The following is a 17,582-nucleotide window of genomic DNA, read 5'->3' as shown; positions in this document are numbered from 1 at the left end:
ATGGACCTTCAGGGATTTCTCCAGCGTCAGCCAGCGGACTACGCCGACACTCAGGCGTTAGGCCGGTGCCTGCGGGCGCTGGTTGAGGCGGGTCTTGATCAGCTTCCGTTGCCCGGCGGTGGCCAGACACTGGCAAGATTTCAGCGCCTGGCCGAGGTCGGCGGTCATGATCTGGGGTTGTGCAAGTTGTACGAAGGCCATACCGACGCTTTGGCGATCATCCAGCAACTCGGCGGTTCACCGACGCCTTCCAGCACGTGGGGCATTTGGGCTGCAGAACCACCGCAAGCGCGCGTGCAAGTCAGGCCGCAAGGTCCGATGGTTGTGTTGAATGGGCGCAAGGCCTGGTGTTCAGGCGCTTCGGTGTTGAGTCATGCATTGCTCACGGCATGGGATCATCACGACCGGCAGCAATTGGTTGCGGTGGCGCTGGATCAACCCGGCGTGACCGTTACGGATCAGGGCTGGGAAGCCGTCGGAATGAGTGCCACCGGCAGCGTCGAGGTGCTGTTCGAAGGCGCCGAAGCACAAGCCATTGGCAACCCCGGTGATTACCTGCAACGTCCCGGCTTCTGGCAAGGCGGAATCGGCATTGCCGCTTGCTGGTACGGCGCGGCACAGAGCATCGCCGAACGCCTGCGCAGCCATTGCGCTCAACTTGGAGAACCCCACGCCCTCGCCCACCTGGGCGCGGTCGACAGTGCGCTGCATGCTGCCGCCGAGGTATTGCGGGTCAGCGCATTGATGATCGACGCCGCTGCGCTGGACGACGCCGAACTGCTGGCCCTGCGCGCCCGGGCGGTGGTGGAACACGCTGTCGAACAGGTCATGCTGCACGTCGGCCATGCCCTCGGCGCGGGCCCCTATTGCAAAGATCGACAGTTCGCCCGTTTGATCGCCGACCTGCCGGTGTTCCTGCGTCAAAGCCACGCCGAACGGGATCTTGCAGCGCTTGGGCAGAAAGTACTTTCGGGGACATGGGCGCTATGAAAACCAATCCGATTGTCGGCCAGGGAACGCCTCTGCATTTATGGCAAACCTCAAGCCATCTGGCGCAGTTGCCAGTGACCGACATCCTGACGCTGGTGCCGCAAGGCTCGCGCGCCGTGATCATCGCGCCCCATCCGGATGACGAAGTGCTGGGGTGCGGCGGCTTTCTGCAATTGCTCGCTGCAGCCGGCCGGCCGCTGCAACTGATCTCCGTCACCGATGGCAGTGCCAGCCATCCCGGTTCCGAGCGCTGGCCGGTGGAACGCCTGAGCGCGGTCCGCCCGCAGGAATCGGCCCAGGCCTTGCGCCGTCTCGGCCTGCCGTTGCACAGCCTGAAATGGCTGCGCGGTGGTTTCGCCGACAGTCAGGTGGCGGCACGGGAAGCCGAGTTGTGCGAGTTCATCGAACGTCATCTGCGGCCCAACGATGTGGTCTTTACCACGTGGCGTGAAGACGGCCATTGCGATCACGAGGCGGTGGGGCGTGCCAGTGCCGAAGCGGCGAAACGGGTCGGTGCGACGCTGCATGAGCTGCCCGTCTGGACCTGGCACTGGGCAACCCCCGAAGACAGTTTCGTGCCTTGGCACCGGGCGCGAAAGATTCTGTTGGCCCCGGCGCTGGTGGCGCGCAAACGTCACGCCATTCATGCCTTCGCCAGCCAACTGGAGGGCGACCCGACAATCGGCTTGCCACCGGTGCTGGCACCGTATGTGCTGGACCGGTTACTGCAACCGTTTGAAGTGGTGTTTGTATGAGCATCGAGGATCGCTATTTCGACGGCTTGTTCGCCGGCAACGACGATCCCTGGGCGTTCCGTCAGCGCTGGTACGAACAGCGCAAACGCGCCATAACGCTGGCTGCACTGCCCCGACCGCACTACCGCGCGATCTTCGAACCCGGTTGTGCCAACGGGGAACTGAGCGCTGATCTGGCCACTCGCTGCGATCGCCTGTTGTGTTGCGATACGGCAGCCGCCGCCGTGGCGCTGGCTCGCACTCGTCTGAGTCTGTTCGACCATGCCGAAGTCCGCCAAAGCCGTCTGCCGGGGGATTGGCCGAAGGAGCAGTTTGACCTGATCGTGCTCAGCGAAGTCGGTTATTACCTGGATGCCGAAGACCTCAAGCGCCTGATCGAACACGCCGCCCGCTCACTGACCACCGACGGCCAGCTCCTGGCCTGCCACTGGCGCCCACCGATCGATGGCTGCCCGCTGAACGCCCGGCAGGTCCATGACCTGCTTCACGAACAGTTGCACTTGCCGCGCCTGGTCCTGCATCAGGAGGCCGATTTCCTGTTGGAACTCTGGAGCCGTGAACCGCGCTCCGTGGCCGCGCTGGAGGGCTTGCGATGATTGGCATTTTGATCCCGGCGCATAACGAAGAAGAGTTGATCGAGCAGTGCATACGGGCCGCCCTGCGCGCCGCGTGCCATGAACGGCTGGAGGGTGAAACGGTCCTGGTGCTGGTGGTGCTCGACAGTTGCACTGACCGATCCTCAGAGATTGTTGACAGCTATCCGGTGCACAGCCTGGCGATCGAGGCGTGTAATGTCGGCCAGGCGCGCGCCGCGGGTGCACGGTTTCTACTGGATCGGGGGGTGCGCTGGATTTCCTGCTCCGACGCCGACAGCCGGGTTACCAAGGACTGGCTGGTGGCGCAACTGGACCTCGGTGCCGACGCGGTCTGCGGCACAGTCACGGTGGATGCTTGGCACGCGTCATTCGATGAGTCGGCGCAAATTCGCTATCACCAGCACTACCAGGCCCGAGAAGGTCATCGTCATATCCATGGTGCCAACCTGGGCATCAGTGCCGAGGCTTACCGGCGTGCCGGTGGTTTCGAACCGCTGGCCAGTGACGAAGATGTACAACTGGTGCGACAACTCGAGCGCTGCGGGGCGAATATTGCCTGGAGCCAGCGTCCGCAGGTGCTCACGAGTGCCCGACTGGACAGCCGCGCACGGGGAGGATTTGGTGATTTTTTGCGGGACATGGTGCAGGTCGGATAAAAAAACGTACCGGAGGGAACGCCGAGGCGACGAATAGCGTGACATGAGCAATACTCTGCTCGCGGCAATCCAGGGTTTGGAGCGCTGCACATTGCTATCAACGAGAACAAGGACGTAGCCATGAAATCGGTCTCCATCAGTGAAAGCAGCCTGGCAGTACAAATCTGGAACAGCGCCCCGCAACTGGACAACATTCCTGTCATCAGTACTCAGACCCTGGTCCCCGCCGGCGCACGCGCCGTGGTGATTGCTCCACACCCCGGCGATGAAGTCGTGACCTGCGGCGGCCTGCTGCAGTTGCTCAGCGCCCTGGGACATCCGCTCCAGTTAATCTCGATTACCGACGGCAGCGCCAGCCATCCGGGCTCGCAACAGTGGTCGGAGAAACGCTTGAGCGTGTTCCGCCCCCAGGAAAGCCTCGAAGCCTTGCGCCGGCTTGGGCTGCCGATGCACAGCCTCAAATGGATTCGTGGCGGCTTCACCGACAACGCCCTGGCTGAACGGGAATTTCAGATGACTCAGTTCATTGCCCGTTATTTACGCCCCGGGGATGTGGTGTTCAGTACCTGGCGCGAGGATGGCATTGTCGACCATGACGCCGTCGGCCGGGCTAGCGTCAAGGCCGCGGCCATGGTCGGGGTGGCGTTCAACGAAGTACCGGTCTGGGCCTGGCACTGGCCAACGCGTGATCGAGGGCTCATCCCGTGGCATCGCGCGCGCAAGGTTCGCCTGGACACCTGGACCGTCGCGCGCAAAAGCCACGCCACCCACGCCTATGCCAGCCAGCTCGACGGCGAGCCGGCCATCGGCCTCGCCCCGCTGCTGCCCCCGGTGCTTCTGGAGCGGATACGGTTGCCTTATGAAATTGTCTTCGTCTGACGTAGCGCTGGTAGCAGCCTGTAGATACCGTCTTGACCCTCACCGGGCAAGCGCAAGTTTCGGGTCATAGGGTTGGCCCGACTTGAGTCTGCTGGAAAGCCATCGCCAGTTGCAACTCCAGCTACTGTGCCAACTGCTCGAATCCTTGCCCGACGATGCGCCGGTGATTATCGCCGGTGACTTCAATGACTGGCAGCTGCAAGGCAACACTGCCCTCGCCCGACGCGACTATCTGCATGAAGCCTTCGAGCGCCACCACGGTCGCCCGGCAAAAACCTATCCTGCGCGTTTTCCGCATCTGCGCCTGGATCGGATTTATTTGCGCAACGCCAGCAGTCATGAGCCGCGAATACTGGGGCACAAGCCCTGGACGCATTTGTCGGATCACTTGCCATTGGCGGTGGAAGTGCATCTTTGAAACGCCATTAGCTTCGTAGACTGCTGTGCCGGCCTGCGCCTATGGGGCAACCGCACTGCGGGCTGGCCCACCGTCACACACACATGCGCAACTTCGAAAACGTACGGCGCACCAAAGACGTCGTCGACGAATCAACCGGCATCGCACTTAATGTCGGACGCTTCCTCGAATTTTCAGACGCTTTCATGCGTTTAGCGGACGCGTTTAAAGACACTCGGTGTTACGACCTAACGGCTACAACGCCTTGCGTCGTTACCTACACGTGCGCCAGAATCCGCCGGCTTGTGCGGCTTGATGCCGGGCTATATCGTTTGCTGGTCACTGCAAAACAGTGATCGGGTTTGGTAGCCCGGATATAAGGAATGCACAGCATCACCATTCGCGGCGTTTTTTTCGTCTCGGCACTATGGTGGTCATGCGCAGGGCACCTTCGGGTGCGCCGGTTTCCTTATGTCCCGGTCTACCAACCTGCGTATGGCCACCACCCTTCGTTTGGTAGCGAGGTTGGTTGGCTCTTATTCACGGCATAAGGAGTTCTAACTATGTTCAAGGTAACGCCCAACCCCCCTAATACCGGTCCGGTACCCTACGACGCCTTTATTGATCTTGACCCCAAGAAAATGAAAGAGGCGGCCGACCGCGCACTCAGCTTCTACCTCAACCCCGGGGCGTCGAAAACGCAGATACCGCCCTACAAGCCCAGCACCATTTTCACCATCGACGCAGCGGTGGATGACGAAACGTTGCTCGTCGATGCCTGCGAATCGTTGGCATCAGCCAGCGCCATGGTCAACGATCTCACCGCCTTGACGGATGGCCCACGACGCCAAACGATGCTGGTGCTGCAAAGGATGATCATGTTGGGTGAGTTAGCGGTCAATCGAGTACTGGATAACCACAAGCCTGGGTAGTCGCCAGGCGGGTAGCGAGGGCGCCTGCGTCATCGCTGTTTAGCAGCATTCAAAGGTCTCTTTCGACTCCGACGGTGCCTTGACCGGTCGCCTCGGCGCTCGACTCAAAGGCCGCTACCAAGTCAGTGGACGACCACTGGAACCTATATACGAGCCAACCTGTGGCACACCCTTTCCGGTACCGACTCGGTAACCTTCGACGGCGCGGACCGGATCGATACCGAGCAAAAATCGTCATCGGCCGACCTCGGTGTCGGCTTTGTGCTTAGCCTCGCGAAAACCGTGAGCGTGTATGGCGGAGTCGACTACACCAGCAATATCGACAGCAATCAGCTGCGCGCAACGGCCGCAAATGTCGGTGCCAGGGTGAGTTGGTAGACCGGTAGCCAACTATCAAAACCGCTCTGGAACGCGGATTTTTTGACGATTTTTCGAACAAACAAGACCTTAGATGTGCGGCGTAAATCAGTCACTTGCAAGTCCTAAAATACACATACCATTTATCGGCCATTTTCTTGACGCGATGTCAAGGGTCTTCTTAGCTACACGTTACTACCCCCGGAAATACACCATGGGGCAAATCCCGAGACACCCGCAAAATCGGGCGGCCAGAGGCTTGCCCCACTATATTCGGTCGCCCCTCATTCGGGGTAGGAGAGACGCCAGAGCGAGATACCGCACGCGATTGCAAGGTAGACCTCCATGAAAACTTCTTTCACCCAACATGAGATCAAAGTTACTTTTTGCACTGTCTCGAGTTCACTACTCCTGTGCTCGTCCATGGAAGTACAGGCAGGGCCGGCAGAGGATGAAACCACGCCTTGGTATCGTCAGGATGTTCCGGTCATGACTTTACCCGCCGTCACTTTCTCCGCCCCCTCCTCCGGCCGTTTCAGCGCCGCCTCCGATCCACGAAGTTCGCGCCTGACCATCGAGGACGCTGCGCCTTCGGCCTGGGATCAGGTGTATGGACAGGCCTCACGGCAGGCGCAAACCGATGTTCTGGCTCAGGGATTTGCTATCCCTGGCAGTAGCGAATTCAAAGGTCCGGCGATCCTGACTCTGCAAAGCGGTAGCGGTCATACCCAGCGGGTCGGACTGGTTGGCGGCATCACTCAGTTACAAGGCAACAGCAACGGGCTGCTGACCGGCCCCGCCCTTGCTGACCCCGGCAACGACACCCTCAACCTCGAAGGCCAAAGCCTCGGCGCTTACTGGAGTCTGACCGGGCCACAAGGCTGGCACGTGGATTTGACGGCCAGCGGCGGCCGGCTCAACGGTTATACCCGCAATGACCAGGGCGCCCGACAAGCGACCGAGGGCAGCGCGGTGACGCTGTCGGTAGAAGGTGGTTTCCCCATTGGCCTTAGCGATCACTGGGTAGTCGAACCCCAGGCGCAATTGATCAATCAACGCATTACCCTGGACACCCCGTATGCCGGGTCAGGCAATGCCTCGTCCAGCGATCTGACGTCCTGGAGCGGCCGGGTCGGTGCACGGTTGAAAGGTAGTTACGACATCAACGGCCTGGGGGTCGAACCCTATGTGCGAACCAACGTGTGGCACACGGTCTACACCAGCGATACCGTGAACCTCGATCAGGTCGAGAAGATCAGCAGCAGCCGCTATTCATCGACCGTCGAAGTGGGTTTGGGCTTGGTGGCCAGAGTGACGCCCGCCGTGAGTCTCTACGTCAGCGCCGACTACAGCAGTAGTGTGGATGAGAATGATTTGAACGGGTTGATTGGGAGTTTGGGGGTGCGGATGCGTTGGTAGAAAGATCAAAAGATCGCAGGCTCCGCCAGCTCCTACAGGAGGTACACCGACCCAATGTAGGAGCTGGCGAAGCCTGCGATCTTTTCGGTCAACCCTCCGGACGCAGCATCAACACCGCCAGCGGCGGCAGGTTCAATACCAACGAGAGTGCCTGGCCATGGCTCGGCTCTTCCTCGGTAAACGCCCCGCCGCTGTTGCCATAGTTCGAACCGGCGTAGGTGGCAGCATCGCTGTTGATCACCTCGGTCCAACGCCCGGCAAACGGTACGCCGATGCGATAACCCTCACGCGGCACCGGCGTGAAGTTAGCCACCACCAATACCGGCCGCCCATCCCTGCTCCAGCGCATGAAGGCGTAGACGCTGTTGATTGCATCATCACCAATCAACCACTGGAAGCCTTGCGGCGCGTCGTCCTGGTCATGCAGCGCCGGCTCTTCGCGATACAGCCGATTAAGATCGCCGACGAGTTTCTGCACACCTTTGTGTTCCGAGTACTGCAGCAAGTACCAGTCGAGTTGCTGATCGTGGTTCCACTCACGCCACTGACCAAACTCGCAGCCCATGAACAACAGCTTCTTGCCCGGATGCGCCCACATGAAACTGAGGTAGGCGCGCAGGTTGGCGAATTTCTGCCAGCGGTCGCCGGGCATCTTGTCGATCAGCGAGTGCTTGCCGTGTACCACCTCGTCGTGGGAGATCGGCAGGATAAAACGCTCGGACCAGGCATACACCAGACCGAAACTCAGTTCGTTGTGGTGATGGGCGCGGTACACCGGGTCCTGCTGGATGTAGTGCAGCGAATCGTGCATCCAGCCCATGTTCCACTTGTAGTCGAAGCCCAGTCCGCCCTGTTGCGTGCCCTGGCTGACACCCGGCCATGCGGTGGATTCTTCGGCAATCACCAGCGCGCCGGGGGCTTCGAGGTCGACCACGTCATTGAGATGGCGCAGGAAGTCGATGGCTTCGAGGTTTTCCCGACCGCCGTGACGGTTCGGCACCCATTCGCCGGCCTTGCGCGAGTAATCGCGATACAGCATCGAAGCCACAGCATCGACCCGCAGACCGTCGACGTGGAAATGTTTGAGCCAGTGCAGCGCCGAGGCCAGCATGTAGCCGTGCACTTCGGTGCGACCCAGGTTGTAGATCAGCGTGTCCCAGTCCTGATGGAAGCCTTCCTGCGGGTTGCCGTATTCGTACAGCGCGGTGCCGTCGAATTGCGCCAGGCCGTGGGTATCGGTCGGAAAATGTGCCGGCACCCAGTCGAGGATCACGCCGATGTCGGCCTGGTGGCAGGCATTGACGAACGCGGCGAAGTCATCCGGCGTACCGTAGCGGGCGCTCGGGGCGAATTGCGACAGCAACTGATAGCCCCAGGACCCGCCGAACGGGTGTTCCATGATCGGCATCAGCTCGATGTGGGTAAAACCCAGATCCTTCACGTAAGGAATCAGCCGCTCGGCCAGCTCATGCCAGGTGTACTGGCGGGCGACCTCGCCCAGATCATCCAGCTCACATTGCCACGAGCCAGCGTGCAATTCGTAGATCGACAGCGGAGCACTCACCCGATGACGGTCGCCCCGGGATTGCATCCACTCCTGATCCTGCCACTCGATGTTCAGCGGCGAAGCGACTTTTGACGCGGTGTCCGGCGGCAGCGAGGTGGCCAGCGCCATCGGGTCGGCCTTGAGCGGCAGAATGCCGTGGGTACCGAGGATTTCGTATTTGTACGTTTCCCCCGCTTGCATGCGCGGGACGAAAATTTCCCACACGCCGGTAGGATGACGCAGGCGCATCGGGTGCCGGCGACCGTCCCAGTTGTTGAAGTCACCCACCACCGACACCCTTTTGGCGTTCGGTGCCCACACGGCGAAACGCACGCCTTCGACACCGTCGACCGTTTTCAGCTGCGCGCCCAGGCAAGCGCTGAGATCGCGGTGATTGCCTTCGGCGAACAGGTACAAATCCATCTCGCCGAGCAACGGACCAAAGCTGTAAGGATCTTCGGAAACCTGTTCGCCGCCAGCCCACCGGGTTCGCAGCAGATACGCCTGCGCCCGATCGAAGTGCCCGACGAACAGGCCCGGCGTCTGGGTGGCCTCAAGGTTGCCGAGTTCCTCCCCGGAGTCCTTGGCCAATACCTGCACGCTCAAGGCGTCCGGCAAATAGGCCCGAATGAATTGCCCGCCGGCACCATCGCCGTGGGGGCCGAGAATTGCAAAGGGGTCGTGATGTTCGGCGCGTACCAGCGCGTCGATGTCCCGCGATCTGGGCAGCAACGCTTCTTTAGCGTGACCCTGTTCCTTGTTCGAGAAACTCATGACTACTCTCCACCAAGATCGGAAAAGGGTTTAAGCCCTCTCAATAACCCATACAAACCGTGCAACGGCACGGGCAACCAGGTGGGGCGATTTTCTGCCTCATAGGCCACTTCATACGCTGCCTTCTCCAGGCCGAACAACGCCAATGCGGCGTCCTCGCCTTCCGGATCTTGCCATGCATGAGCAAGACTAGCTGCCGCCAGCCGATAAGCGTCGACAAATGCTTGTCTTGCTTCATTTAAATAGCGATCAGCGACACGTTGACGAGCGGCTTGGGCATCGGCCGTGTTGTCGACGTTGTGCACATTGATCGCCATCGCCGCAGCGTAGTCAAAAGAACGCAATACGCCACTGACGTCTTTGTACGGGCTGTGTTTTCCCCGTCGTTCGTGCAGCGGCCGCGCTGGCTCGCCTTCGAAGTCGATCAGGTAAGCGTCGCCCTTGATCACCAGCACCTGGCCCAGGTGCAAGTCGCCGTGGACGCGAATGCGCAGACCACCGGCGGCTTTTTTGCCCAGTTCCTGAACATGGCTGAGGATGGCTTTTTTGTTGTCCAGCAAACGACTGACCAAGGCTTTGTCTGCCGGGTTCAATTCGCTTTGATGCTGCTTGAGCAACTTCAGCGCGTACTCCAGTTGCGCCGTCACGTCCTTGGCCGAGGCCAAGGCATCTTTCTGGGAAGTGACCTGCGGGGCGAAGTCCTTGTTGTCGCTGGGCACCGCCAGCAGCTGATGCATTTCGCCCAGACGCTGACCGAGCATGCTGGCGAAGTCTCTCAGTTCACCCAAGGCGTTGTAGTGTTGCTCCTGCTCAGACATGGCGTCGGCCAGTTCGTCGCGCAGCGCCCGTTCGAGGTTGTTCTGGGTCCATTCCCAGGCGTCGCCCTGATTGCTCAAGTAGCCTTGAGCAATCATCAGCAGATTGTCCTCGCCCGCCGGATCACGGCGAACCACCGAACCCAGCAGCGGCGAGATATTGCGGAAACCGGCATGAGTCAGGTACGCGCTCATTTCCAGCTCCGGGTGCACGCCAGACGCGACCTTGCGGATCAGTTTCAACACCAGGCTGTTGCCGATCACCACCGAGCTGTTGGACTGTTCGGCGGACAGGTAACGCACTTCCGATTCCCCGGTCAGACCGAGTTTCGCCAGTTCCGACGTCGGCTCAAAGTGAATCTCGCCCGCGCTGGATGGCAATACGGAATTACTTTGTATGCTGTGCAAGACCGTATGCACAAAGGTGTCGAGGCTGAAGGCGTCGGTGATCAAACCGACCTGACGCACGCGCCGGACCCGAGACAAGGCCAGTTGCTGAGGCAGCGCGGCACCCACCTGATCTTCGGAGATAAAGCCGAACGGCAACTGATAGCGGCTGGTCTGGCCGCCACTGGTGACATCGATTTCACTCAACAGCACGGGGTGCATCGGATCGCCGAAGCGCACGCCGTAAGCGATGTTGACCTGTTCGATGGCCGCGTCCTTGCCGGCAAACCAGCGGCGATTCTGTAGCCAGCTCGGCAGGATGCTCTGCTCCAGTGTGTTGCGGGACGGCGCTTCGAGCAGTTCTTCCATGCGTTTCTTCAGCACCAGCGTGGTGAAGTCCGGCAGGCTTTGCGCCGGTTCCACGTGCCAGCTCGGCATCTGGTTTTCCGCCGCCAATACGAACCAATAGAAACCGTATGGGGCCAAGGTCAGCAGGAAATTCAACTGACCAATAGGCGGGAAGGCATTACCGCCGAGCATCTCCACCGGCACCATGCCGACGTAGGCCGACAGGTCCAGTTCCGCCGCTTGCGCGCTACGGGACACGTTGGCCACGCACAAGATGATTTCGTGCTTGCCGTCCGGCCCGGTGAATTCCCGGGTGTAGGCCAGGATCCGCCGGTTGCTCGGCGACAGCATTTTCAGCGTGCCGCGACCGAAGGCCTTGGACTGCTTGCGCACGGCGAGCATGCGGCGGGTCCAGTTCAGCAGCGAATGCGGGTCACCGGCCTGGGTTTCGACGTTGACCGACAGGTAACCGTATTGCGGGTCCATGATCGGTGGCAGCACAAGGCTAGCCGGATCGGCGCGGGAGAAACCGCCGTTACGGTCAATCGACCACTGCATCGGCGTGCGCACGCCGTCACGGTCGCCGAGATAGATGTTGTCACCCATGCCGATTTCATCGCCGTAATACATTGTCGGCGTGCCGGGCATCGACAGCAGCAGACTGTTGAGCAGCTCCACGCGACGACGGTCTCGTTCCATCAGCGGCGCCAAGCGGCGGCGAATGCCCAGGTTGATCCGCGCCCGACGGTCGGCCGCGTAGTAATTCCACAGGTAATCGCGTTCCTTGTCGGTGACCATTTCCAAGGTCAGCTCATCGTGGTTGCGCAGGAAAATCGCCCACTGACAGTTGGCCGGGATCTCCGGGGTCTGGCGCAGAATGTCGGTAATCGGGAAACGGTCCTCCTGGGCCAGCGCCATGTACATGCGCGGCATCAGCGGGAAGTGGAACGCCATGTGGCATTCGTCGCCGTTCAGGCCTTTGGCGTCGGTGTCGCCGAAGTACAACTGCGTGTCTTCCGGCCATTGGTTGGCCTCGGCCAGCAGCATGCGGTCCGGGTAATTGGCGTCGATTTCGGCACGGATCTGCTTGAGGACGTCGTGGGTCTCGGGCAGGTTTTCGTTATTGGTGCCGTCGCGTTCGATCAGGTACGGAATCGCGTCCAGGCGCAGACCGTCGATGCCCATGTCCAGCCAGAAGCGCATCACCGAGAGCACGGCTTTCATGACTTGCGGGTTATCGAAATTCAGGTCTGGCTGGTGGGAATAGAAGCGATGCCAGAAGTACTGGCCGGCCACCGGATCCCAGGTCCAGTTGGATTTTTCGGTGTCGAGAAAGATGATGCGGGTGCCGTCGTACTTTTGATCGTCGTCGGACCAGACGTAAAAGTCCCGCGCCGCCGAACCGGGTTTGGCTTTGCGCGCACGCTGAAACCAGGCGTGCTGGTCCGAGGTGTGGTTGATGACCAGTTCGGTAATCACCCGCAGGCCACGTTTGTGGGCTTCCGAGATGAAACGCTTGGCGTCGGCCATGGTGCCGTAATCGGAATGTACGCCCCGGTATTCGGCAATGTCGTAGCCGTCATCACGCCGTGGCGAGGGATAGAACGGCAACAGCCATATGGTGTTGACGCCCAGGTCGGCAATGTAATCGAGTTTGGCGATAAGACCGGGAAAGTCGCCGATCCCGTCATTGTTGGAGTCGAAAAAAGACTTAACGTGAACCTGGTAGATGACCGCATCCTTGTACCAGAGCGGGTCCTTGATAAAGGTGGCAGCCTTGGGTTTCTTCGCCATTTGAAACTCCTGTTGAAAACTGGAAACGCCGTGACCCAGTGTTAAACGGTAATCCGCCAGATCCCGAACGGTTGATGTGCCGGGTCGATTCGCATGAACTGGTACTTGCCGTGCCAGGTCCAGCGATGACCGCTCATCAAGTCTTCGCCCTGGGTGCTGGCGTCGTCGGACAAGCCCATTTCCCACAGCGGCAATTCGAAATTCGCTTCCTGGACGTTAAGCGGATCAAGGCTGACAGCCACCAGAATAAAATTGCTGCCATCGGCGCTGCGTTTGCCGAAATACAGAATGTTGTCGTTCCAGGCGTTGTAGACCTTCAAGCCCAGGTGCGTCTGCAGCGCCGGGTTCTGCCGGCGGATGCGGTTGAGCTGGGCGATCTCGGCAATGATGTTGCCCGGCGCGTTGAAGTCCCGTGGGCGGATTTCGTACTTCTCGGAATTGAGGTACTCCTCCTTCCCCGGCACCGGTGCCGCTTCGCACAGTTCGAAGCCTGAATACATGCCCCACAGACCGGAGCCCATGGTCGCCAGCGCCGCGCGGATCAGAAAACCGGCGCGCCCCGACTCATGCAAAAACGCCGGGTTGATGTCCGGTGTGTTGACGAAAAAGTTCGGCCGGAAGCATTCGCGCCACGGTGACTCATTGAGTTCGGTGAAATAGGTGGCCAGCTCGGACTTGTCGTTGCGCCAGGTGAAGTAGGTGTAGCTCTGGGAGTAACCGACCTTGCCCAACCGCGCCATCATCGCCGGGGTGGTGAAGGCTTCAGCCAGGAAGATCACCTCGGGGTATAGCGCCCGCACATCAGCGATCAGCCATTGCCAGAACGGCAGCGGTTTGGTGTGAGGGTTGTCGACGCGAAACAGCTTCACGCCCTCCTCGACCCAGCCCACCACGATGTCGCGCAACTCGACCCACAGACTCGGGATCGCATCGCTGGCATAGAAATCGACGTTGACGATGTCCTGGTATTTCTTCGGCGGGTTCTCGGCGTATTTGATCGTGCCGTCGGGACGCCAGTTGAACCAGCCCGGATGCTGCGTCAGCCACGGATGATCCTGGGAACACTGAATCGCGAAATCGAGGGCGATCTCCAGTCCATGTTCCGCAGCCGCCGCGACAAGTCGACGGAAGTCTTCGCGGCTCCCCAGCTCCGAATGAATGGCTTCATGCCCGCCCTCTTCGCCGCCAATGGCATATGGACTGCCCGGATCGTCCGGCCCGGCGGTCAGGGAGTTGTTCGGGCCTTTGCGGTAACTGCGGCCGATCGGGTGGATCGGCGGGAAGTACAGCACATCGAAGCCCATGTCTTGGATCATCGGCAGCCGCGAATGCACATCGTTGAAGGTGCCATGACGGGCCGGATCGTCAGTGATCGAGCGCGGAAACAATTCATACCAACTGGCGAACTGCGCCAGGTCCCGCTCGACGTCGAACGGGTACTCAGGGCTGATGCTCAAATAGGCACGATGATCGGCCTGCGCCATCAGCTCGGCGCTACGCTGGTGCAGAAACAGCTCGACCTGCTCGATTTCGAGCAGACCCGACAATTCATGGTGCAGCGTCGCCAGTTGTTCACTCAGCTGCCCTTCGGTGCGTTCGGCGGCTTGTTGGACCAGCGTTCGTCCCTCCTGCAACTCCAGGCTGATCGGCACCCTGGCGGCGTGTTTTTTCTCCAGCTCATAACAGAAGCTGGCGAACTGATCGATCCAGGCTTCGATGCAAAACACATAACGGCCCTGGCGCGCGACCCGCAACTGGCCCTGCCAACCATTGTTGCCCAGGTCAGTCATGACTTCGCTTTGCCAGGTCTCATCACCCTCGGCACGCGAGCGTATACGCACGGCCAACTTGTCGTGACCGTCGGCAAACACTTTGCTGGTCACCACCACGTCCTGGCCCACCACGGCTTTGACGGCGAACTGCCCGCCATCGAGGGTCGGCATGGTGTTTTCGATGGCGATGCGCGGTAGCAGTAAAGCCTGCGACAGCGGTATATGAGGGTTGTAGCTCAGCTCTGTCGGTTTTTCAGCAGTCATCGAGCATCTCTCCTTTACGCCCCATGGACGCTCTTGTGTCTGTGGCTTGTCACTGGATCGTCACCCCGCAGGACCGTCCGCCCCGGAATGAACTCACTTAGGTTCCGAGCGACAGGCACCGGTAAAGTTCACGAGGATTTGCCTGGGCCTTCGGGGGAATCAATTCCTTTACACGGTGGTCAACACACTTAAGCACGACTTACGCCATGTGCCACTGGAGGTTGAATTCATGAGCATTCCGATCCCTGCCGAAACGCCTGATCCAAACATCGACAGCCCGACCATTCCACCGACCGAGCCTGCACCTGTGCCTGAGCAAGACCCGCCCGGCACCACACCGCCTCCTCGGGAAGAACCGCCAGAGACGATGCCGCCGGTGATCGTTACACCGTAGGGGAATCGCGTTCCAGCATTTTTACGATCCTCGGCATCACACTGAATATCGCCAACGCCAGCAACGTACTGAACACCGCCGTCGCCTCTCGCCCCAACCCGGCCGAGACGCCGATGGCGGCGGTCATCCACAACCCCGCGGCGGTGGTCAGGCCTTTGACGTGCCCCTCGTCGCCCTCGTTGTTTTTCAGAATAGTCCCTGCGCCAAGAAAGCCGATCCCCGCGATCACACCCTGCACCACCCGGCTCATGGCATCGGCCTGCGAGCCGGACATTTGCGGCACCAGCACGAACAGCGCGGCGCCGAGGGCAACCAGCATGTGGGTGCGGACCCCGGCGGCCTTGCCTTTGTGCTCGCGTTCGAAGCCGAGAATCCCGCCCAACACCGCCGCCATCAGCAAGCGCACGGTAATGCGCGTCAGTTGTGAAGCGTCGCCAATGTCGGCGAACTCCGCTTGCAGGGTCACCCAAACCTCATGCCACCATGCGTTCATGGCGTTTTCCTTGTTAAAGGTCGTTTCAGGATGGACCGCGCCGACCATTAATCGGTTGCACAGAACGATGATCCTCGGCTGTGCCCTAACACCTTATAACCCGCAGAAAAAAGGACGCCTCCATGACTGTGCGCATCGAAAACCAGACCTGCTTCTTCATTACCGAGAACGGCGAAGAAATTCGTTTGTGTCCCGACGTCACCATCATTACCGACTCGGAAAAAGCCATGTCGGCGGTGGAGCTTGATGGCCAGCGCTTCTACATTACCGAAGCAGAAGCCGACGCATTGACCGTAGCAGGCGCAGTTGACGGGCGTAAGCATTTGAAGGCCACCGACAGTGATTCGGTGATTTGACTGACCCGGATCAACAACACCCGCAGACGCTTGACATAGGCGCTTGCGTCCCGCCGTAGCGGGTGCATCAACTTGTCGCAAGCAGCGGATCAATGCCCATCTGATCCGCTTTTTATTGCAATAGGTGAGTCTGTTATGCGAACAGATCGCCGCTCATAGTGCTCAGGCCTGATGGAGGCTGATGAGCGAAAGACCATGAGCGATAGAATCCCCGTCCGAATTGTTGAAAGTGCCCCGTCCGTTCAAAGCTATGAGCCTTCGCGTCCAAAGATGAAGGCCAAGTCCAGCGACAACCTGATCCACACCCGCAGCTTCACCGGTTTATTTCGCACCCTGCGCATGAGCGGCGCGGGGTTTCTGTTTTTGCTGTTCTTCGGCACGGTGTGGTTGAACTGGGGCGGCCGCCAGGCGGTGCTCTGGGATCTTGCCGAAAGCAAATTCCACATCTTTGGCGCAACCTTCTGGCCGCAGGATTTCATCCTGCTGTCGGCGCTGCTGATCATTGCCGCGTTCGGCCTGTTTGCGATCACTGTGTTCGCTGGGCGGGTCTGGTGCGGTTATACCTGCCCGCAGAGCTCCTGGACCTGGATCTTCATGTGGTGCGAGAAGCTCACCGAAGGCGAACGCAACCAGCGGATCAAGCTGCAAGCCGCACCCTGGGGTCTGAACAAACTGATCCGCCGCTCGGCCAAGCACACCTTGTGGCTGTCCATCAGCCTGTTGACCGGCCTGACCTTTGTCGGCTATTTCACCCCGATCCGGCCGCTGGCCGAAGAACTGCTGACTTTGCAGATGGGCGGCGTCAGCCTGTTCTGGGTGCTGTTCTTTACCGGCGCGACCTACATCAACGCCGGTTGGCTGCGTGAAGCAGTGTGCATGCACATGTGTCCGTATGCGCGGTTCCAGAGCGTGATGTTCGACAAAGACACCCTGACCATCTCCTACGACGTGGCCCGTGGCGAAAACCGTGGCCCGCGCAAACGTGACGTGGCACCGGCTGAAGTCGGCCTCGGTGATTGCATCGACTGCCAGTTGTGCGTGCAGGTCTGCCCGACCGGCATCGACATCCGCGACGGCTTGCAGATGGAATGCATCGGTTGCGCCGCGTGTATCGACGCCTGTGATTCGATCATGGACAAAATGGGCTACGCCCGCGGGCTGATCAGCTACACCTCGGAGCATCAACTGCAGGGTGGAAAGACTCATTTGTTGCGGCCGCGTTTGATCGGCTACACCGCGGTCCTGCTGGTGATGATCGGTGCGCTTGCCCTTGCGCTGGTGGAGCGGCCGATGGTGTCGCTGGACGTGAGCAAGGACCGTGGCCTGTTCCGCGAGAACACTCAGGGGCAGATCGAAAACATCTACAGCCTGAAAGTCATCAACAAGACCCAGCAACGTCAGGATTACCGTGTGACCCTGGTCGATGGCGAAGGCTTCCTGCTGCAAGGCAAGACCGAACTGAGCCTGGCACCGGGCGAGATTGTCGATGTACCGGTGTCGGTGGCGATGACCACGGAACGGCCGAGCAGCAGTTCGCAGACGATCAGTTTCAAGATTGTCGACAGTGATGAGCCAGAGATTTATAGCGTGGCGAAGAGCCGGTTTGTTGCGCCGATGAATCGGTGATCCCTTAGACTGCGGTGCTCGCGAAAGAAGGC

At 60.1% G+C, this 17,582-nt stretch carries 15 protein-coding genes and 2 pseudogenes; 12 read left to right on the top strand and 5 right to left on the bottom strand.

Features of this window, described 5'->3' with window-relative positions; translation table 11 throughout:
- From FQ187_RS00135 to FQ187_RS00100, 8 genes and pseudogenes are all read left to right on the top strand, one after another.
- Positions 1–990: an acyl-CoA dehydrogenase family protein gene (locus FQ187_RS00135; protein WP_149627931.1), complete on the top strand. Its 990-nt coding sequence runs from the start codon at positions 1–3 to the stop codon at positions 988–990.
- Positions 987–1,745 carry a PIG-L deacetylase family protein gene (locus tag FQ187_RS00130; protein WP_149627930.1) on the top strand — a complete coding sequence of 253 codons (759 nt, stop codon included), beginning with the start codon at positions 987–989 and terminating at the stop codon, positions 1,743–1,745. Before FQ187_RS00135 ends, FQ187_RS00130 begins: the two co-directional genes overlap by 4 nt.
- The gene (locus FQ187_RS00125; protein ID WP_149627929.1) at positions 1,742–2,341 is read left to right on the top strand and encodes an SAM-dependent methyltransferase; all 600 of its coding nucleotides are present in this window, start codon (positions 1,742–1,744) and stop codon (positions 2,339–2,341) included. Before FQ187_RS00130 ends, FQ187_RS00125 begins: the two co-directional genes overlap by 4 nt.
- Positions 2,338–2,997: a glycosyltransferase family 2 protein gene (locus tag FQ187_RS00120; protein WP_149627928.1), complete on the top strand. Its 660-nt coding sequence runs from the start codon at positions 2,338–2,340 to the stop codon at positions 2,995–2,997. The genes FQ187_RS00125 and FQ187_RS00120 overlap by 4 nt, the downstream gene beginning before the upstream one ends.
- Positions 2,998–3,117: 120 nt before the next feature.
- Positions 3,118–3,876, top strand: a complete 759-nt coding sequence (locus FQ187_RS00115; RefSeq protein ID WP_149627927.1) for a PIG-L deacetylase family protein — start codon at positions 3,118–3,120, stop codon at positions 3,874–3,876.
- 82 nt (positions 3,877–3,958) lie between these two features.
- Positions 3,959–4,294: pseudogene (locus FQ187_RS00110) on the top strand (endonuclease/exonuclease/phosphatase family protein); the annotation flags it as partial.
- 542 nt (positions 4,295–4,836) lie between these two features.
- The gene (locus FQ187_RS00105; protein WP_149627926.1) at positions 4,837–5,205 is read left to right on the top strand and encodes a DUF6124 family protein; all 369 of its coding nucleotides are present in this window, start codon (positions 4,837–4,839) and stop codon (positions 5,203–5,205) included.
- A 49-nt stretch (positions 5,206–5,254) separates the two neighbouring features.
- Positions 5,255–5,583, top strand: a pseudogene (locus FQ187_RS00100) (autotransporter outer membrane beta-barrel domain-containing protein); the annotation flags it as partial.
- Here FQ187_RS00100 and FQ187_RS29880 read toward each other — a convergent pair.
- Positions 5,535–5,678, bottom strand: coding sequence for a hypothetical protein (locus FQ187_RS29880; protein ID WP_178122647.1), 144 nt, complete (start codon positions 5,676–5,678; stop codon positions 5,535–5,537). The pseudogene FQ187_RS00100 and the gene FQ187_RS29880 overlap by 49 nt on opposite strands.
- A gap of 229 nt (positions 5,679–5,907) precedes the next feature.
- Between FQ187_RS29880 and FQ187_RS00095 the strand changes: the two genes are divergently transcribed.
- Positions 5,908–6,981 (top strand): autotransporter outer membrane beta-barrel domain-containing protein, encoded by a 1,074-nt coding sequence (locus FQ187_RS00095; RefSeq protein WP_149627925.1) that lies wholly within the window; start codon positions 5,908–5,910, stop codon positions 6,979–6,981.
- A gap of 88 nt (positions 6,982–7,069) precedes the next feature.
- Here the strand turns inward: FQ187_RS00095 and glgB are convergent, their stop codons facing one another.
- From glgB to FQ187_RS00080, 3 genes are read right to left on the bottom strand one after another with little or no spacing between them, the layout of a single operon-like run.
- Entirely contained in the window at positions 7,070–9,301 is a 2,232-nt protein-coding gene (gene glgB, locus FQ187_RS00090; protein ID WP_149627924.1) for a 1,4-alpha-glucan branching protein GlgB, read from the bottom strand.
- A 2-nt stretch (positions 9,302–9,303) separates the two neighbouring features.
- Positions 9,304–12,645, bottom strand: a complete 3,342-nt coding sequence (treS, locus tag FQ187_RS00085; protein WP_149627923.1) for a maltose alpha-D-glucosyltransferase — start codon at positions 12,643–12,645, stop codon at positions 9,304–9,306.
- Between the two features lie 41 nt (positions 12,646–12,686).
- Positions 12,687–14,681 (bottom strand): alpha-1,4-glucan--maltose-1-phosphate maltosyltransferase, encoded by a 1,995-nt coding sequence (locus FQ187_RS00080; protein ID WP_149627922.1) that lies wholly within the window; start codon positions 14,679–14,681, stop codon positions 12,687–12,689.
- 229 nt (positions 14,682–14,910) lie between these two features.
- Between FQ187_RS00080 and FQ187_RS29875 the strand changes: the two genes are divergently transcribed.
- Positions 14,911–15,075, top strand: a complete 165-nt coding sequence (locus tag FQ187_RS29875; RefSeq protein ID WP_178122648.1) for a hypothetical protein — start codon at positions 14,911–14,913, stop codon at positions 15,073–15,075.
- Here FQ187_RS29875 and FQ187_RS00075 read toward each other — a convergent pair.
- Entirely contained in the window at positions 15,065–15,568 is a 504-nt protein-coding gene (locus FQ187_RS00075) for an MgtC/SapB family protein (RefSeq protein WP_149627921.1), read from the bottom strand. The genes FQ187_RS29875 and FQ187_RS00075 overlap by 11 nt on opposite strands.
- Before the next feature lie 122 nt (positions 15,569–15,690).
- Here FQ187_RS00075 and FQ187_RS00070 point away from each other — a divergent pair, with 122 nt between their 5' ends.
- Positions 15,691–15,924, top strand: coding sequence for a DUF3203 family protein (locus FQ187_RS00070; protein WP_149627920.1), 234 nt, complete (start codon positions 15,691–15,693; stop codon positions 15,922–15,924).
- Positions 15,925–16,119: 195 nt separating this feature from the next.
- Positions 16,120–17,550 (top strand): cytochrome c oxidase accessory protein CcoG, encoded by a 1,431-nt coding sequence (ccoG, locus tag FQ187_RS00065; RefSeq protein WP_149627919.1) that lies wholly within the window; start codon positions 16,120–16,122, stop codon positions 17,548–17,550.
- The last annotated feature ends 32 nt before the right edge of the window (positions 17,551–17,582 follow it).

This window comes from Pseudomonas sp. ANT_J28 (assembly GCF_008370005.1).
Taxonomy (GTDB): Bacteria; Pseudomonadota; Gammaproteobacteria; order Pseudomonadales; family Pseudomonadaceae; genus Aquipseudomonas; species Aquipseudomonas frigoris.
This window is presented reverse-complemented; position numbering and strand designations above follow the sequence as displayed.

What these genes read in the sequence shown, in the direction of transcription:
- FQ187_RS29875 (WP_178122648.1), top strand. Translation starts at nt 14,911, where the DNA reads ATGAGCATTCCGATCCCTGCCGAAACGCCTGATCCAAACATCGACAGC.
- FQ187_RS00080 (WP_149627922.1), bottom strand. Translation starts at nt 14,681, where the DNA reads ATGACTGCTGAAAAACCGACAGAGCTGAGCTACAACCCTCATATACCG.
- FQ187_RS00120 (WP_149627928.1), top strand. Translation starts at nt 2,338, where the DNA reads ATGATTGGCATTTTGATCCCGGCGCATAACGAAGAAGAGTTGATCGAG.
- FQ187_RS00135 (WP_149627931.1), top strand. Translation starts at nt 1, where the DNA reads ATGGACCTTCAGGGATTTCTCCAGCGTCAGCCAGCGGACTACGCCGAC.
- FQ187_RS00125 (WP_149627929.1), top strand. Translation starts at nt 1,742, where the DNA reads ATGAGCATCGAGGATCGCTATTTCGACGGCTTGTTCGCCGGCAACGAC.
- FQ187_RS00130 (WP_149627930.1), top strand. Translation starts at nt 987, where the DNA reads ATGAAAACCAATCCGATTGTCGGCCAGGGAACGCCTCTGCATTTATGG.
- ccoG (WP_149627919.1), top strand. Translation starts at nt 16,120, where the DNA reads ATGAGCGATAGAATCCCCGTCCGAATTGTTGAAAGTGCCCCGTCCGTT.
- FQ187_RS00095 (WP_149627925.1), top strand. Translation starts at nt 5,908, where the DNA reads ATGAAAACTTCTTTCACCCAACATGAGATCAAAGTTACTTTTTGCACT.
- FQ187_RS00075 (WP_149627921.1), bottom strand. Translation starts at nt 15,568, where the DNA reads ATGAACGCATGGTGGCATGAGGTTTGGGTGACCCTGCAAGCGGAGTTC.
- glgB (WP_149627924.1), bottom strand. Translation starts at nt 9,301, where the DNA reads ATGAGTTTCTCGAACAAGGAACAGGGTCACGCTAAAGAAGCGTTGCTG.
- FQ187_RS00070 (WP_149627920.1), top strand. Translation starts at nt 15,691, where the DNA reads ATGACTGTGCGCATCGAAAACCAGACCTGCTTCTTCATTACCGAGAAC.
- FQ187_RS00105 (WP_149627926.1), top strand. Translation starts at nt 4,837, where the DNA reads ATGTTCAAGGTAACGCCCAACCCCCCTAATACCGGTCCGGTACCCTAC.
- treS (WP_149627923.1), bottom strand. Translation starts at nt 12,645, where the DNA reads ATGGCGAAGAAACCCAAGGCTGCCACCTTTATCAAGGACCCGCTCTGG.
- FQ187_RS00115 (WP_149627927.1), top strand. Translation starts at nt 3,118, where the DNA reads ATGAAATCGGTCTCCATCAGTGAAAGCAGCCTGGCAGTACAAATCTGG.